The sequence below is a fragment of the Stenotrophomonas sp. S49 genome, assembly GCF_016624905.1.
Lineage (GTDB): Bacteria > Pseudomonadota > Gammaproteobacteria > Xanthomonadales > Xanthomonadaceae > Stenotrophomonas.
Genome location: NZ_JACVUD010000055.1, coordinates 13393 through 28217, shown reverse-complemented (window position 1 = coordinate 28217; position 14825 = coordinate 13393). Strand labels below are relative to the sequence as shown.

Below are 14825 nucleotides of genomic sequence, written 5' to 3'. Positions count from 1 at the left end.
CCGCATGGATGCGGCTGCCAAGCCTACAGGGACGTACTTGCGGCGTCCCCGCAGTCCGACACCGCCCCGCCATCCCACGGAATGCACGCTTTTGACGTCGAAGTTGACGTTGACGTTGATTCGGCGGGTGCAGGGCGCAGCCCTGCCCGACCAACCCCTTGATTTCGGGACAATCAGCCATACCCCTTGGCGAAGCCGCACACGCTGGCGCGGCATTGCACACGGAGCCCTATCGATGACCGAGACCCCCCAGACCGAAACCCTTGGCTTCCAGACCGAGGTCAAGCAGCTGCTGCAGCTGATGATCCACTCGCTGTACTCGAACAAGGAAATCTTCCTGCGCGAGCTGGTCTCCAACGCCGCCGACGCCGCCGACAAGCTGCGCTTCGAGGCCCTGACCCAGCCGGCCCTGCTGGAAGGTGACAGCGAGCTGCGCGTGCGCGTCAGCTTCGATGCCGCCGCCCACACCATCACCATCGAAGACAACGGCATCGGCATGAGCCGCGCCGAAGCCATTGCCCACCTGGGTACGATTGCAAAATCCGGTACCGGCGACTTCCTGCGCCAGCTGTCTGGCGACCAGAAGAAGGATTCGCAGCTGATCGGCCAGTTCGGCGTCGGCTTCTACAGCGCCTTCATCGTCGCCGACGAAGTGGAAGTGACCTCGCGCCGCGCCGGCCTGGCCGCAGGCGAAGGCGTGCGCTGGACCTCGCGCGGCGAAGGCGATTTCGAAGTCGCCACCGTCGACAAGGCCGAGCGCGGCACCCGCATCGTGCTGCATCTGAAGGACGGCGAGCAGGACTTCGCCGACGGCTGGCGCCTGCGCAGCATCCTGAAGAAGTATTCGGACCACATCGGCCTGCCGATCCAGATGCCGAAGGAAGGCGAGGAAGGCGCCGCGCTTGAATGGGAAACCGTCAACCGCGCCAGCGCGCTGTGGACCCGCCCGCGCACCGAGATCAGCGACGCCGAGTACACCGAGTTCTACAAGCACGTGGCGCACGACCACAGCGATCCGCTGGCCTGGAGCCACAACAAGGTCGAAGGCAAGCTGGAATACACCTCGCTGCTGTACGTGCCCGGCCGCGCGCCGTTCGACCTGTACCACCGCGACGCGCCCAAGGGCCTGAAGCTGTACGTGCAGCGCGTGTTCGTGATGGACCAGGCCGAGCAGTTCCTGCCGCTGTACCTGCGCTTCATCAAGGGCGTGGTCGATTCCAACGATCTTTCGCTGAACGTCTCGCGCGAGATCCTGCAGTCCGGCCCGGTCATCGATTCGATGAAAGCCGCCCTGACCAAGCGCTCGCTGGACATGCTGGACAAGCTGGCCACCGACAAGCCCGAGCAATACGCCAGCTTCTGGAAGGAATTCGGCCAGGTGCTGAAGGAAGGCCCGGCCGAGGACTACAACAACCGCGAGAAGGTGGCCGGCCTGCTGCGCTTCGCCTCCACCCGTGGCGAGGCCGATGCACAGAGCGTGTCGCTGGCCGATTACATCGCGCGCATGGCCGAAGGCCAGGACAAGATCTACTACCTGACCGGCGAGAGCTACAGCCAGGTGCGCAACAGCCCGCACCTGGAAGTGTTCCGCAAGAAGGGCGTGGAAGTGCTGCTGCTGACCGATCGTATCGACGAGTGGCTGATGGGCTACCTGACCGACTTCGACGGCAAGGGCTTCGTCGATATCGCCCGTGGCGACCTGGACCTGGGCGCGCTGGAAAGCGAGGCCGACAAGCAGGAACAGGAAGCGGCCGCCAAGGACAAGCAGGCCCTGGTGGAGCGGCTGAAGACGGTGCTGGGCGATGACGTGGCCGAAGTGCGCGTGTCGCACCGCCTGACCGATTCACCGGCGGTGCTGGCCATCGGCGAACAGGACCTGGGCCTGCAGATGCGCCAGATCCTGGAAGCCAGCGGGCAGAAGGTGCCCGACAGCAAGCCGGTGCTGGAGATCAATCCGGGCCACCCGCTGATCGCCAAGCTGGATGCCGAAGCCGATGGTGCACGCTTTGACGATCTGGGCCGGGTGCTGTTCGACCAGGCCGCGCTGGCCGCCGGTGACAGCCTGAAGGACCCGGGTGCCTATGTGGCCCGCCTGAACAAGCTGCTGCTGGAACTGTCGGCCTGACCGACGCGGTTGCCGCCGGGCACAGCCCGGCGCAACCGCGCCCTGGTAGATGCCAACCTTGGTTGGCATGCCAAGAGCGTGTCAACCAAGGTTGACACCTACCGAGGCGGAGGTGTGCCAACCAACGGTTGACACCTACCAAAGCAGGTCCGCTCAGGCGTTGCGATCCAGCAGGGTGCCCAGCATCTGGTCCTGGCGGCGCACCAGCGCGGCGTTGGCAGCGAAGGCCACCACCTCGGTTTTCGCCGCCAGCAGGTCGCCCAGCGGCGCGCTGGGATCGGGCTCGGTGGTGGCCACCACGGTCTCCACCCCACCCTGCTCCGTCGCGCTGCGCTGCACCTGCAGCCGTTGCGCATCCGGGGTCGCCAGGTTGGCCACGTTGTGTGCGGCCACCTGGACGCCCTGCTGGGCGGCGCGCATGCCGGAAAGAGCGGTTCCCATCACGCTGTTCATGTTGGCCTCCGGGCCGCCCAACGCAGCCCTCCGTACCCGTTAGCGGCCGGGCGGCCGCAACCTTCAGTCCACATCGGCCCGACAGGCCCGAGTGGTAGCATATCCCCCTGATTTCAGCGCCTTTTGCCAATGCTCAGTTTTTTCCGCCGCAAGAAGCCCCAAGACGCCGCCGCACCGGACGCGCCCAAGACCCAGCACTACTCGGCTGAAGAGCTGGCGGCGGCGTTCCCGTCTGCCGCCCCGGCCGAAGAAGCGCCCACCGCTGCGGTGGCCGAAGCCGAAGCCGTAGCACCTGCACCGGCACCGCAACTGGCCCCAGAACCGGCCCTGGTGCCGGCGCCCGTCGCCGAAACGCCCGCCGTGCCGGCTGCACAGCCCGCTGCGCAGCCAGTCATCGCCGCCGAGGACGTGCAGGCCGAAGCGCTGGCCGCCGCCGCTGTGCTGGCGCCGCTGGCCCCGGTCGTTCCGGCCGAAGAGCCGGTCGCCCCGGCCGCCGACCTGCCGGCCTTGGTGGATGCCCCGCCGGCCCCGGCCGGCAAGCCGGGCTGGCGCGAGCGCCTGCGCAACAGCGTCATCGCCCGCAGCTTCGGCGGCCTGTTCTCGCGCAACCCCAAGCTCGACGACGATCTGCTGGACGAGCTGGAAACCGCCCTGATCACCGCCGACGTCGGCGTGGGTGCCACCACCGATCTGGTGGAAGGCCTGCGCAAGCGCATGAAGTCGCGCGAATTCGCCGATGCCAACGCCCTGCTGGCCGCCCTGCGCAGCGAACTGATCGCGATCCTGCAGCCGGTGGCGCAGCCGCTGGTGATCGACCGCAATGCCAAACCGTTCGTCGTGCTCACCGTCGGCGTCAACGGTGTCGGCAAGACCACCACCATCGGCAAGCTGGCCAAGCGCTTCAAGGATGACGGCCACAGTCTGATGCTGGCCGCCGGCGATACCTTCCGTGCCGCCGCGGTGGCCCAGCTGCAGGCCTGGGGCGAGCGCAACGGCGTGGCCGTGGTCGCCCAGGGGCAGAACGCCGATGCCGCCTCGGTGGCCTACGACGCGCTGCAGGCCGGCAAGGCCCGTGGCACCTCGGTGCTGATTGCCGACACTGCCGGCCGCCTGCATACCCAGTCCGGCCTGATGAACGAGCTGGGCAAGATCCGCCGCGTGCTGGGCAAGATCGATGAAACCGCCCCGCACGAAGTGCTGATGGTGATCGACGGCACCACCGGCCAGAACGCGCTCTCGCAGCTGCGCCAGTTCAATGCAGCGGTGAAGGTGACCGGCCTGGTGGTGACCAAGCTGGACGGCACGGCCAAGGGTGGCGTGGTGTTCGCGCTGGCCCGCGAGTTCGGCATTCCGATCCGCTTCGCCGGCATTGGCGAGCGCCCGGAAGACCTGCGCGTGTTCGATCCGGAAGCCTTTGTCGACGCCCTGCTGCCTGAAGCACTGGGCGCCTGATACGCCGTGCAGCCACGCATGGCGTGGCTCTACTGCACCGCGCGCGACGCCCCGGTCCCGCGCGACACCCTGGTAGCGCCACGCCATGCGTGGCTGCCTTCCCCGGAACACACATGCCCCGCCAGCCGCACGCCAGCGCCGACACCGCCCAGCACGATCGCTTCGTCGGTCGCCTGCTGCACTGGTTCGACGCCCACGGCCGCCACGACCTGCCCTGGCAGCATCCGCGCACCCCGTACCGGGTCTGGCTGTCGGAAATCATGCTGCAGCAGACCCAGGTGGCCACGGTCATCCCGTACTTCCATCGCTTCCTGCAGCACTTCCCGACCCTGCCCGACCTGGCCGCCGCCAGCAACGATGCGGTGATGGCGCAGTGGGCCGGGCTGGGCTACTACGCCCGCGCGCGCAACCTGCATGCCGCAGCCAAGCGCTGCGTGGAACTGCACGACGGCGACCTGCCGCGAGATTTCGATGCGCTGCATGCCCTGCCCGGCATCGGCCGCAGCACCGCCGGCGCGATCCTCAGCCAGGCCTGGAACGACCCCTTCGCCATCCTCGACGGCAACGTTAAGCGCGTCCTCAGCCGTTACCACGGCATCGAAGGCTTTCCCGGCCTGCCGGCCATCGAGAAGCAGCTGTGGGCGCTGGCCCAGGATCACGTCCGCCACGTGCCCGAAGGCCGCATGGCCGACTACACCCAGGCGCAGATGGATCTGGGGGCGACGGTCTGCAGCCGGGCCAAGCCTGCCTGCGTGATCTGCCCGCTGCACGACAACTGCGTGGCCCGCCGCGAGGGTCGCACCGCCGAACTGCCCACCGCCAAACCCAGCAAGACCCTGCCCGAGCGCGAAGCGGTGGCCCTGCTGCTGCGCGATGCGCGCCAGCGGGTGCTGCTGCAGAAGCGGCCGGACACCGGCATCTGGGCCCAGCTGTGGACCCTTCCGCAGGCCGACGCCGGCAGCGAACTGCAGGACTGGTTCGACGCCAACGTCGACGGTTCGCTGGAAGATGCCGAAGAACTTCCACTGCTGCAGCACACCTTCAGCCACTACAGGCTGCACCTGCAGGTATTGTCGCGACAGGTGCGCGGCCTGCGCGTGGAAGAGCCCACGCTGCGCTGGGTCGCCGCCGAAGAACTGCCCGCGCTGGGTCTGCCGGCACCGATCCGCAAGCTGCTGGATGGCGCCAGCCCCAAGGCGCCGAAACGAAAGACCCCGAAATCCCGCAACCACGAGTAACCACCATGCCCCGAACCATCTTCTGCCAGTACGAACAACGCGATGCCGAGGGCCTGGACTTCGTGCCCTACCCCGGTGAGCTGGGCCAGCGCGTGTTCAACCACATCGGCAAACCGGCGTGGACGGCATGGCTGGCGCACCAGACCATGCTGATCAATGAAAACCGGCTGTCGCCGCGCAAGCCGGAGCATCGCGCGATGCTGGAGGCGGAACTGGTGAAGTTCCTGTTCGAGAAGGACGCCGAAAAGCCGGCCGGGTTCACTCCCGAAGCCTGAGCCGGGTTCCGCCGGGCATGGCCCGGCGCTACCGGTTATTTCGCGGGTTCTTCGCGTTCCTGCACCTGCGCCTGGCGCATTTCCTTTTCCTCCGCACGCAGTGCCTTCACATCCAGCTTGCGGATGGTCTTGATGAAGCACGGCATGCGCGGGCCACCGGTGGGATCGCGCACCAGCACCTTGTCGAACGGCGCGCTGACCCGGCCCATGTGGCTGGTCAGGCCAATGGCCGGGGCAAAGGACAGATCCGGGCAGGGCCCGGTCAGTTCCAGCAGGTAGGCCTCGCTGGGCTTGGTCCAGACCGCCAGCGCACTGTCACCCAGTTCGGTCCAGCCATTGAGCGTGCCGAAGAACTGCATGTCCTTCTGCGGCGCGCCAGCGTGGGCGCGATAGAGATCCAGGCGCTCGGCACTGCTCAGCCGACCGGTGGTGGCACAGGCGGCCAGGGCCAGGCACAGCCCAGCCAGCAACACGGGGGTCTTCATCGGCATCTCCTCGGGGAAGTGCGCACATCATGCGCCCCGCCGGGCAACGCCGGCGCGACGATCAGCCGCCCGATTCAGCCGCTGGTCGGCGAGCCCCGCCGCCGCAATGCCCGGTAGGTGCCCACCTTGGTGGGCACACCCAAACACCACTCAAACCTCGGCGTGCGCCAGCGCGTGCAGCCGCCCTTCGCGCAGCTCCAGCACCCGGTCCAGGCGCCGGGCCAGGCTGCGGTCGTGGGTCACCAGCACCAGGCTGGTATGGCGCGCACGGTTCAGCTCCAGCATCAGCTCGAACACCGTCGCCGCCGTGCGGTCGTCCAGATTGCCGGTCGGTTCGTCACCCAGCACACACGCCGGGTGGTTCACCAGCGCGCGGGCCACGGCCGCACGCTGGCGCTCGCCACCGGACAGCTCGCCCGGTTTGTGGTCCAGGCGATGGCCCAGGCCAACGGCCTCCAGCAGCGTGGTGGCGCGCGAGCTTGCTTCGGCCACGGCGGTGCCGGCCAGCATCACCGGCATCATCACGTTTTCCAGCGCAGTGAATTCGGGAAGCAGGTGGTGGAACTGGTAGACGAAGCCCAGCGCCTGGTTGCGCAGCAGGCCACGGGCGGTGTCCGACAGCGCCGACATGCGCTGGCCGGTCACGTACACCTCGCCGGCACTGGGCACGTCCAGCCCGCCCAGCAGGTGCAGCAGGGTGCTCTTGCCGGCGCCGGAAGCACCGATGATCGCCACGGTCTCGCCGGCGTTCACCCGCAGGTCCAGGCCGTCGAACACCGGGGTCTGCATGCGGCCTTCGGCGTAGGTCTTGCCCAGCGCCTCGGCACGGATCACTTCATCGCCGCGGTTGACGATCTTATTCATAGCGCAGGGCCTCGGCCGGCTGGGTGCGTGCGGCCCGCCAAGCGGGGTACAGGGTGGCCAGGAAACTCATCAGCAGCGCGATCAGGGTGATCGCCACGATGTCGCCGGTCTGCATGTCGGTGGGCAGGCCGGTGATGTAGTACACGTCTTCCGGCAGCAGCTTCACGTTGAACACCGATTCGATCGCGCCCAGGATGCGTTCCAGGTTCAGGGTCAGGGTGATGCCGCCGATCAGACCGGCCAGGGTGCCGAAGATGCCGATCAGCGAGCCCTGCACCATGAACACCTGCATCACCCCGCCCGGGGTCAGGCCCAACGTGCGCAGGATCGCGATGTCCGCCTGCTTGTCGGTCACCAGCATCACCTGCGAGGACACCAGGTTGAACGCGCCCATGGCGATGATCAGCGAGAGCAGGATGCCCATCACCACTTTTTCCATGCGCAACGAGTGGTACAGGTTGGCGTTCTGCTGGGTCCAGTCGCTGACCCGGTACGCGCCACCCAGGTTCTGCGCAAGGTCCACGCCCACTTCCAGCGAGCGGTCCATGTCGTGCAGTTTCAGGCGCACGCCGGTGGCGCCGTCACTGCGCAGCACGCGCTGCAGATCCTGCATGTTGGCAAAGCCGACGCCGCGGTCCACTTCGTTGTAGCCGGCCTCGAAGATGCCGCTGACCGTGAAGCGTTTCATGCGCGGTACCGCACCAGCGGGCGTGCCCTGCACTTCGGCGAAGGTGACCAGAACCTGGTCGCCCACGTCCACGCCCAGCCAGATCGCCAGCTCCTTGCCCAGCAGCAGGTTGAAGCTGCCCGGCTTCAGGCTGTCATAGCTGCCCTTGACCACCTTCTGGTCGATCACCGATACCTTCGGTTCCAGCGCCGGGTCGATGCCCTGCACGATGGCACCCTGCACGCGCGGGCCGCTGATCATCGACTGGATCTCAATGTACGGCGCGGCGCCGGCCACGCGCGGGTCCTTGCTGGCCACGTCCACCACCCGCATCCAGTCGGGCATCGGTTCGCCGTCACGGCTGATGGTGGTGTGGGCGGTCATCTGCAGCAGGCGGCTGCGGATTTCCTTCTGGAAACCGCTCATGACCGCCAGGGTGGTGATCAGCACCGTCACCCCGAGCGCAATGCCCAGGATCGATGCCATCGAGATGAAGGAGATGAAGCCGTTGCGGCGCTTGGCGCGCAGGTAGCGCAGGCCGATGGCCACGGGGATGGGTTTGAACATGCAGGCACGCCGGTCAATTCAGCTTATGGTGCCACCGACCGGGGCCGACGGGAAACCGCTCGTGCTGCCACGGCCAGTCGCAGTTCACGTCGCTGTGCGCGATCCAGCACATCCGGCCAGAACAGCAGGTGCCGGCGCCGGCCCTGCTGCCGCCAGCGCAGCAGCAGCCACGGCCCTCGTTCCACCAGCCCGGGGCGGTCGATATCCTGCCCGGCCACCTGCAGCGGTGCTGGCAGAGGCGGCAGCAACAGCACGCGCCGCGGCCGGCACAGGCGCCAGAGCAGTTCAGCCAGGCCCGCCGCCCACACCGCCGCCAGCACTGGCCAGTACAGCGTGGGCGACAGTGCCGATGCGTGCAGCAGCCAAGGGGCGGCGATCAGCACCGCCAGCTGCGCTGCGCCCTGCAGGCGCGAGGGGCGCCACTCAAGCCTTGAGGGCGAGGATCTTCTGCATGAGCGGAATGGCATGGGCATGCGGGCAGGCCTCGTAGCCCATGAACCAGCGCCACAACTTATCGTCCTCGCACTCGAGCAGGAACAGGAAAACCTCGCGCTCTTCGGTCGGCGCAGTGCCCCATTCGCGATCCAGGTAACGCTCGAACAGCTGGTCCAGTTCGCGCATGCCGCGGCGGCAGCGCCAGCGCAGCTTCTTCAGCAGGACGTCTTCTTCCATCGTGTTTCTCCAGATACAGCAAAGCCACGCATGGCGTGGCTCTACTGGGGGGCACAGCCACGCATGGCGTGGCTCTACCGGGTACCGCCAGCCTGTATCAGGCGCGGCGTTCCATCATCAGCTTCTTGATCTCGGCAATCGCCAGCGCCGGGTTCAGGCCCTTCGGGCAGGTGCGGGCGCAGTTCATGATGGTGTGGCAGCGGTACAGCTTGAACGGATCTTCCAGATCGTCCAGGCGCGCACCGGTGTCTTCATCGCGCGAGTCGATGATCCAGCGGTAGGCCTGCAGCAGGATCGCCGGGCCCAGGTAACGCTCACCGTTCCACCAGTAGCTGGGGCAGCTGGTCGAGCAGCAGGCGCACAGGATGCACTCGTACAGGCCGTCCAGCTTCTTGCGGTCTTCCGGCGACTGCAGGCGCTCACGGTCCGGCGGTGCCGGGGTCTGGGTACGGATCCACGGCTTGATCGACGCGTACTGCGCGTAGAAGTGGGTCAGATCCGGAACCAGATCCTTGACCACGTTCATGTGCGGCAGCGGGTAGATCGGCACTTCCTTCTTGCCGCAGTCCGCGATGGCGCGGGTGCAGGCCAGGGTATTGGTGCCGTCGATGTTCATCGCGCACGAACCGCAGATACCTTCGCGGCACGAGCGGCGGAAGGTCAGGGTCGGATCGATCTCGTTCTTGATCTTGATCAGCGCGTCCAGGACCATCGGGCCGCAGGCGTCCAGATCGATCTCATAGGTATCGGTGCGCGGATTGCTGTCGTCGTCCGGACTCCAGCGGTAGATCTTGAAGGTGCGCACGTTCTTGCCGCCGGTCTTGGCGGGGAAGTGCTGGCCCTTCGTGATCTTGGAATTCTTGGGGAGTGAAAACTCGGCCATGGCTGCTCTCGTTGGCTCAGGCGGCCCGCGCCCGTGGGCGCGGATTGCATGGTAGGCGGGGTCGGATCAGTACACGCGCGGCTTCGGCGGCACCACGGACACGTCGTCGGTCAACGTGTACATGTGCACCGGGCGGTAATCGAAGCTGCACTTGCCCTTCTCGTCCACGCTGACCAGGGTGTGCTTCTGCCAATTGACGTCGTCGCGATCGGGATAGTCCTCGTGCGCATGCGCGCCGCGGCTTTCCTTGCGCTGTTCAGCCGAATTGATCGTCGCCACCGCGTTCAGCAGCAGGTTGTTCAGTTCGTACGTCTCGATCAAGTCCGAGTTCCAGACCAGCGAACGGTCGGAAACCTTCACGTCCTGGAACGAATCGAACACCTTGGCCATCTTCTCGCAGCCTTCCTTCAGGCTTTCGCTGGTGCGGAACACCGCGGCGTCGGCCTGCATGGTGCGCTGCATGCGGTCACGGATGACCGAGGTCGGCGTATCACCATTGGCGTGGCGCAGCTTGTCCAGCAGGCCCAGCGCCTTGTCGCAGGCATCGGCCGGCAGCGGCTTGTGCGCAGCGCCCGGCTTGATGGTCTCGGCGCAGCGGTTGGCCACGGCGCGACCGAACACCACCAGGTCCAGCAGCGAGTTCGAGCCCAGGCGGTTGGCACCGTGCACCGACACGCAGGCGGCTTCGCCGATCGCGTACAGGCCCGGCACCACCGAATCGGGGTTGTCGCCGACCTTGCGCACCACTTCACCGTGGAAGTTGGTCGGAATGCCGCCCATGTTGTAGTGCACGGTCGGGATGACCGGGATCGGCTGCTTGTGCACGTCCACGCCGGCGAAGATGCGGGCGCTTTCGGCGATACCCGGCAACTTCTCGTCGATCACGCCCGGGCCCAGGTGGGTCAGGTCGAGCAGGATGTGATCCTTGTGCTCGCCGACGCCGCGGCCTTCGCGGATTTCGATGGTCATCGAACGGCTGACCACGTCGCGCGAGGCCAGATCCTTGTAGTGCGGTGCGTAGCGTTCCATGAAGCGCTCGCCCGAGCTGTTGCGCAGGATGCCGCCTTCACCGCGGACACCCTCGGTGATCAGGCAGCCGGCGCCGTAGATTCCGGTCGGGTGGAACTGCACGAACTCCATGTCCTGCATGGCGATGCCGGCACGCATGGCCAGGCCGCCACCGTCGCCGGTGCAGGTGTGCGCCGAGGTGGCGCTGAAGTACGCACGGCCGTAGCCGCCGGTGGCCAGCACCACGCCTTGGGCGCGGAACAGGTGCAGCGTGCCGTCGGACATGTCCAGGGCCAGCACGCCACGGCACACGCCTTCGTCATCGAAGATCAGGTCGAGTGCGAAGTACTCGATCATGAAGCGTGCATCGTGCTTCAGCGACTGCTGGTACAGGGTGTGCAGCATGGCGTGGCCGGTACGGTCGGCCGCCGCGCAGGTACGCTGCGCCGCCGGGCCTTCACCGTACTTGGTGGTCATGCCACCGAACGGACGCTGGTAGATCTTGCCTTCGGCGGTACGGCTGAACGGCACGCCGTAGTGTTCCAGCTCGATGATGGCCGGAATGGCCTCGCGGCACATGTATTCAATGGCGTCCTGGTCGCCCAGCCAGTCCGACCCCTTGATGGTGTCGAAGAAGTGGTAGCGCCAATCGTCTTCGCCCATGTTGGCCAGCGCGGCGGAAATACCACCCTGCGCGGCGACGGTGTGCGAACGGGTTGGGAACACCTTGGTCAGACACACGGTCTGCAGGCCCTTGGCGGCCAGGCCGAACGTAGCGCGCAGGCCGGCGCCGCCGGCGCCCACCACGACCATGTCGTACTTGTGTTCAGTAATCTTGTAAGCGGACATCTAATCTGGATTCCTGTCTTGTGCCTGGGCTCAGGCGACGCCGAGGGCGATGCGGCCCACCGCAAACACGCTGACGATCATGCCGAGCACGGCCACGAACTTCACGAAGGTCTGCAGCACCAGGGCCAGCAGCGATTCGTGGATGTAATCTTCCAGCACCACCTGCAGGCCCAGCTGGGCGTGCCAGAACATGGCGATGAGCAGGCCGATCAGCGGCACCGCGTTCCACGGCTTGGCGATGGCGGCGGTGGCGGTCACGTAGTCGGCACCGGCCAGGCGCACCACGAACACCAGGAACCACACGCCCAGCACCACCAGGGCGGCGGCGGTCAGGCGCTGGTGCACGAAGTGTTCGGTACCGGTCTTGGCCGAACCCAGGCCGCGCACGGTCTTCAGCGGGGTACGGAACTTGTTCGGCTTGTTCATGCGGCACCTCCCAGCAGCACGTAGGCCCACACCAGCGCGGTGATCACCAGGCTGCCGAAGACCGAGATCCAGCTGCTGCGCACGAAGGCAGGAATGCTGAAACCAATGGCGAAGTCCTGCACGATGTGGCGGATGCCATTGCACAGGTGGTAGGCGAACGACCATGTCCACGCGAACAGGAACACGCGGCCATACCAGGCCCCGGCATGGCCGGTGTAGCAGTTCCAGGATTCGGGCCCCATCATCAGGGCCAGAAGGCCCGCGGCGATGATGAGGGCACCAACAGACAGAAAGACGCCAGTGGCTCGATGCAGGATCGAGGTGGCCATCTGAATCTGCCAGCGATACACCTGAAGGTGCGGGGAAAGTGGGCGTTGTCTGGTCGCCATTCGCTGGGCTCGTTGTCTCGGCTGGGCGGCACACGGCCGCGTTGGCTCAATGCTGATCAGAAATCGATGCAGCGTCCGTTTTTCTCCCAATCGCCGTACCGCACCGGATCAAGTCCGCCGCGGCCGCCGAATTCCTCTTCCACCTTTTCCGGTTCCACAGGCACAGGTGCCGCGGGGACCAGCGGGGCTTCAGTTTCGGCGTCGGGAGTGGGGGTTGTTTGGCCTATCATGTTCGGTCTCGCAACGCACAAATTTTAGACCTCGTTCACGTGCCTGACAACCTGCCCCCTGCTTTCGTCGCATATCCGCACCTTCCGGGCCACCAGCTGGTGAGCCTGCAGGGTGCCGATGCGGCCGCGTTCGCCCACGCCCAGTTCAGCAGCGACGTGACCGCCCTGCCCCTGCTGCACTGGCAATGGAGCGCCTGGTTGAGCGCCAAAGGCCGCACCCTGGCGGTGTTCCAGCTGCTGCGGCTGGCCGAAGACCACGTAATGCTGGTGCTGGCCGACGGCGACGCCGATGCGATTGCGTCGCAACTGCAACGGTTCGTGTTCCGGCGCAAGGTGAAGGTGCAGGCGCACACGGATCTGGTGGTGACCGGCGCATTCACCGCGCCCGAAGCGGCCAGTGGCGCGGCCATCGCGCGTGCCGAGGGCGCTGACTGGGAACTGGACCTGGGCAGTGATGCGCTGCCGCGCACCCTGCGCATCAGCGCGGCGACAGCGGACGCCGAGAGCGATCCGGCGGCCTTCGCGGCAGCCTGGCGCCAGGCCGACCTGCGCTTCGGCCTGCCGCGGTTGGACGCCAGCCAGCGCGAAGTGTGGACCCCCCAGCAGCTGGGGCTGGACCGCCTGAACGGGTACAGCGTGAAGAAGGGCTGCTATCCGGGCCAGGAAATCGTGGCCCGCACCCACTTCCTAGGCAAGGCCAAGCGCGCGGTGCAGCTGCTGCACACCGCCGCGCCGGCCCAGGCCGGTGAAGCGGTGCAGCAGGGTGGCGCGGCACTGGGCACGATCGCCAGCGTGGCCGGAAACCTGGCCCTGGCGGTGCTGCCGCTGGAAACCAGCGATGGCGAGCTGCAAGTCGGCGGCGTGGCCGCGCAGCGCGTGCCGCTGCTGGACGGCCTGGCGCGCTGAGGGAGCGCCTCTCATCCACGCGGTGGGTGCGGACCGTTGGTCCGCACGCCTTACATGACGCCGGGCATGGCCCGGCGCTACCACGCTTAGAGGCGTTCGCCGGTTTCTGCGCTGAAGAAGTGCAGCCCCTGCGGGTGGATTGCCACGCGGATCTCCTCGCCCACCGCCGGCAGTGCCTGCGGCGCCACGCGCATGGTCAGCGCATGCTGGCCACTGCTCAGATTCACGAAGATCTCGTTGCCAACCGGCTCGATGCCCTCGATGCGCGCGCTGAAGGCATGCGCATCATCGGCGGCCGCCGGCTGCAGATGCTCCGGACGCACGCCCACGGCGATCGACTTCTGCAGCCACGCCGGATCGATGGTGGCCTGGCCCAGCGGCGCGCGCCACGCACCGTCCACCACGCTTACGCCACCGGCGTCGCCCTGCAGCGTGCCGCGCAGCACGTTCATTGCCGGGCTGCCCAGGAAGCCGGCCACGAACAGGTTGGCCGGGCGGTCGTACAGCGCCATCGGCGTGTCGATCTGCTGGATGATGCCGTCCTTGAGCACCACGATGCGCTGGCCCAGGGTCATCGCTTCCACCTGGTCGTGGGTCACGTAGATCATGGTGGTGCCCAGCTTGCGATGCAGCTGCGCGATTTCGGTACGCACGCTGTGGCGCAGCTTGGCGTCCAGGTTGGACAGCGGTTCGTCCAGCAGAAACACCGCCGGCTCGCGCACCAGGGCGCGCCCCAGGGCCACGCGCTGGCGCTGGCCACCGGACATCGCCTTGGGCAGCTTGTCCATCATCTCGGTCAGGCCCAGCGTCTGCGCCGCCTCGGCGATGCGCTTGTCGATGGTCGCCTTGTCATGGCCGCGCAGCTTCAGGCCGAAGGCCAGGTTCTCGGCGACGGTCATGTGCGGATACAGCGCGTAGCTCTGGAACACCATCGCGATGTCGCGATCCTTCGGCGCCACGTCATTGACCACGCGGTCACCAATGGTGAGCGTGCCGCCACTGATTTCCTCCAGGCCCGCCACCATCCGCAGCAACGTCGACTTGCCGCAGCCCGACGGCCCCACCAGCACCATCAGCTCGCCGTCGGCCACCTCGAAGGTGGCGTCCTTCACTGCAACCTGGCCGTTGTCGTAGACCTTGCGCACACCCTGCAACTGCACTTTTGCCATATCACTCTATCCAGTCCGCCCGGTGCCGGGCTGTCATTGGGGACTGCCTTCGGCCCTCCCGATGGCAGTGATGATTGCGCGGTCGCCGCATGACGGCGAGCACTGCAATCGAATACAGTTGCCCATTCTGCCATGTAAACGTTTTCACGTGGCACTATCCGATGGTC

General features: G+C 66.9%; 17 protein-coding genes. 5 read left to right on the top strand and 12 right to left on the bottom strand.

The features are described 5' to 3' along the window. Positions 1-235: 235 nt before the first annotated feature. Positions 236-2125 (top strand): molecular chaperone HtpG, encoded by a 1890-nt coding sequence (htpG, locus tag IAE58_RS12695; protein ID WP_199934449.1) that lies wholly within the window; start codon positions 236-238, stop codon positions 2123-2125. Positions 2126-2278: 153 nt separating this feature from the next. Here htpG and IAE58_RS12690 read toward each other — a convergent pair whose 3' ends face one another. Next, the gene (locus tag IAE58_RS12690) at positions 2279-2578 is read right to left on the bottom strand and encodes a flagellar basal body protein (protein ID WP_199934450.1); all 300 of its coding nucleotides are present in this window, start codon (positions 2576-2578) and stop codon (positions 2279-2281) included. 129 nt (positions 2579-2707) lie between these two features. Here IAE58_RS12690 and ftsY point away from each other — a divergent pair, with 129 nt between their 5' ends. The 3 genes from ftsY (at position 2708) to IAE58_RS12675 (ending at position 5543) form a co-directional block, all read left to right on the top strand. Further along, positions 2708-4030 (top strand): signal recognition particle-docking protein FtsY, encoded by a 1323-nt coding sequence (gene ftsY / locus IAE58_RS12685; RefSeq protein ID WP_199934451.1) that lies wholly within the window; start codon positions 2708-2710, stop codon positions 4028-4030. Between the two features lie 113 nt (positions 4031-4143). Beyond that, positions 4144-5268 (top strand): A/G-specific adenine glycosylase, encoded by a 1125-nt coding sequence (gene mutY, locus IAE58_RS12680; RefSeq protein ID WP_199934452.1) that lies wholly within the window; start codon positions 4144-4146, stop codon positions 5266-5268. A gap of 5 nt (positions 5269-5273) precedes the next feature. Further along, a complete protein-coding gene (locus IAE58_RS12675; RefSeq protein WP_108752794.1) occupies positions 5274-5543 on the top strand; it encodes an oxidative damage protection protein in 270 nt (89 codons plus the stop codon). A gap of 35 nt (positions 5544-5578) precedes the next feature. Here the strand turns inward: IAE58_RS12675 and IAE58_RS12670 are convergent, their stop codons facing one another. The 10 genes from IAE58_RS12670 to IAE58_RS12625 all read right to left on the bottom strand — a co-directional run bounded on the left by IAE58_RS12670 (position 5579) and on the right by IAE58_RS12625 (position 12583). Then, the gene (locus IAE58_RS12670) at positions 5579-6028 is read right to left on the bottom strand and encodes a DUF6491 family protein (RefSeq protein ID WP_108761759.1); all 450 of its coding nucleotides are present in this window, start codon (positions 6026-6028) and stop codon (positions 5579-5581) included. Between the two features lie 150 nt (positions 6029-6178). Beyond that, positions 6179-6892, bottom strand: a complete 714-nt coding sequence (gene lolD / locus IAE58_RS12665) for a lipoprotein-releasing ABC transporter ATP-binding protein LolD (protein ID WP_108761758.1) — start codon at positions 6890-6892, stop codon at positions 6179-6181. Next, a complete protein-coding gene (locus tag IAE58_RS12660) occupies positions 6885-8126 on the bottom strand; it encodes a lipoprotein-releasing ABC transporter permease subunit (RefSeq protein ID WP_108752791.1) in 1242 nt (413 codons plus the stop codon). The genes lolD and IAE58_RS12660 overlap by 8 nt, the downstream gene beginning before the upstream one ends. A gap of 23 nt (positions 8127-8149) precedes the next feature. After that, positions 8150-8593 carry a hypothetical protein gene (locus tag IAE58_RS12655; protein WP_233615025.1) on the bottom strand — a complete coding sequence of 148 codons (444 nt, stop codon included), beginning with the start codon at positions 8591-8593 and terminating at the stop codon, positions 8150-8152. Beyond that, a complete protein-coding gene (locus IAE58_RS12650; RefSeq protein ID WP_108752789.1) occupies positions 8550-8798 on the bottom strand; it encodes a succinate dehydrogenase assembly factor 2 in 249 nt (82 codons plus the stop codon). The genes IAE58_RS12655 and IAE58_RS12650 overlap by 44 nt, the downstream gene beginning before the upstream one ends. 97 nt (positions 8799-8895) lie before the next feature. Then, the gene (locus tag IAE58_RS12645; protein WP_108752788.1) at positions 8896-9681 is read right to left on the bottom strand and encodes a succinate dehydrogenase iron-sulfur subunit; all 786 of its coding nucleotides are present in this window, start codon (positions 9679-9681) and stop codon (positions 8896-8898) included. A gap of 66 nt (positions 9682-9747) precedes the next feature. Continuing rightward, on the bottom strand, positions 9748-11538 hold the full coding sequence (gene sdhA / locus IAE58_RS12640) for a succinate dehydrogenase flavoprotein subunit (protein ID WP_108752787.1): 1791 nt from the start codon (positions 11536-11538) through the stop codon (positions 9748-9750). 30 nt (positions 11539-11568) lie between these two features. Then, complete coding sequence (gene sdhD, locus IAE58_RS12635; RefSeq protein ID WP_108752786.1) at positions 11569-11964, bottom strand: succinate dehydrogenase, hydrophobic membrane anchor protein; 396 nt, start codon at positions 11962-11964, stop codon at positions 11569-11571. After that, positions 11961-12353: a succinate dehydrogenase, cytochrome b556 subunit gene (gene sdhC / locus IAE58_RS12630; RefSeq protein WP_108755925.1), complete on the bottom strand. Its 393-nt coding sequence runs from the start codon at positions 12351-12353 to the stop codon at positions 11961-11963. Before sdhC ends, sdhD begins: the two co-directional genes overlap by 4 nt. A gap of 56 nt (positions 12354-12409) precedes the next feature. Beyond that, positions 12410-12583, bottom strand: a complete 174-nt coding sequence (locus IAE58_RS12625) for a DUF1674 domain-containing protein (protein ID WP_108752784.1) — start codon at positions 12581-12583, stop codon at positions 12410-12412. Between the two features lie 39 nt (positions 12584-12622). On the opposite strand from IAE58_RS12625, the gene IAE58_RS12620 reads away from it, so the two are divergent. Continuing rightward, complete coding sequence (locus IAE58_RS12620) at positions 12623-13489, top strand: folate-binding protein YgfZ (RefSeq protein ID WP_199934454.1); 867 nt, start codon at positions 12623-12625, stop codon at positions 13487-13489. Positions 13490-13575: 86 nt separating this feature from the next. On the opposite strand, the gene ugpC is transcribed toward IAE58_RS12620, so the two are convergent. Continuing rightward, positions 13576-14658: a sn-glycerol-3-phosphate ABC transporter ATP-binding protein UgpC gene (ugpC, locus tag IAE58_RS12615; RefSeq protein WP_199934380.1), complete on the bottom strand. Its 1083-nt coding sequence runs from the start codon at positions 14656-14658 to the stop codon at positions 13576-13578. Positions 14659-14825: the final 167 nt, after the last annotated feature.

Bases quoted from the DNA above. Each gene is read 5' to 3' on its own strand.
- htpG (WP_199934449.1), top strand. From the start codon at position 236: ATGACCGAGACCCCCCAGACCGAAACCCTTGGCTTCCAGACCGAGGTC.
- IAE58_RS12690 (WP_199934450.1), bottom strand. From the start codon at position 2,578: ATGAACAGCGTGATGGGAACCGCTCTTTCCGGCATGCGCGCCGCCCAG.
- ftsY (WP_199934451.1), top strand. From the start codon at position 2,708: ATGCTCAGTTTTTTCCGCCGCAAGAAGCCCCAAGACGCCGCCGCACCG.
- mutY (WP_199934452.1), top strand. From the start codon at position 4,144: ATGCCCCGCCAGCCGCACGCCAGCGCCGACACCGCCCAGCACGATCGC.
- IAE58_RS12675 (WP_108752794.1), top strand. From the start codon at position 5,274: ATGCCCCGAACCATCTTCTGCCAGTACGAACAACGCGATGCCGAGGGC.
- IAE58_RS12670 (WP_108761759.1), bottom strand. From the start codon at position 6,028: ATGAAGACCCCCGTGTTGCTGGCTGGGCTGTGCCTGGCCCTGGCCGCC.
- lolD (WP_108761758.1), bottom strand. From the start codon at position 6,892: ATGAATAAGATCGTCAACCGCGGCGATGAAGTGATCCGTGCCGAGGCG.
- IAE58_RS12660 (WP_108752791.1), bottom strand. From the start codon at position 8,126: ATGTTCAAACCCATCCCCGTGGCCATCGGCCTGCGCTACCTGCGCGCC.
- IAE58_RS12655 (WP_233615025.1), bottom strand. From the start codon at position 8,593: ATGCCATTCCGCTCATGCAGAAGATCCTCGCCCTCAAGGCTTGAGTGG.
- IAE58_RS12650 (WP_108752789.1), bottom strand. From the start codon at position 8,798: ATGGAAGAAGACGTCCTGCTGAAGAAGCTGCGCTGGCGCTGCCGCCGC.
- IAE58_RS12645 (WP_108752788.1), bottom strand. From the start codon at position 9,681: ATGGCCGAGTTTTCACTCCCCAAGAATTCCAAGATCACGAAGGGCCAG.
- sdhA (WP_108752787.1), bottom strand. From the start codon at position 11,538: ATGTCCGCTTACAAGATTACTGAACACAAGTACGACATGGTCGTGGTG.
- sdhD (WP_108752786.1), bottom strand. From the start codon at position 11,964: ATGAACAAGCCGAACAAGTTCCGTACCCCGCTGAAGACCGTGCGCGGC.
- sdhC (WP_108755925.1), bottom strand. From the start codon at position 12,353: ATGGCGACCAGACAACGCCCACTTTCCCCGCACCTTCAGGTGTATCGC.
- IAE58_RS12625 (WP_108752784.1), bottom strand. From the start codon at position 12,583: ATGATAGGCCAAACAACCCCCACTCCCGACGCCGAAACTGAAGCCCCG.
- ugpC (WP_199934380.1), bottom strand. From the start codon at position 14,658: ATGGCAAAAGTGCAGTTGCAGGGTGTGCGCAAGGTCTACGACAACGGC.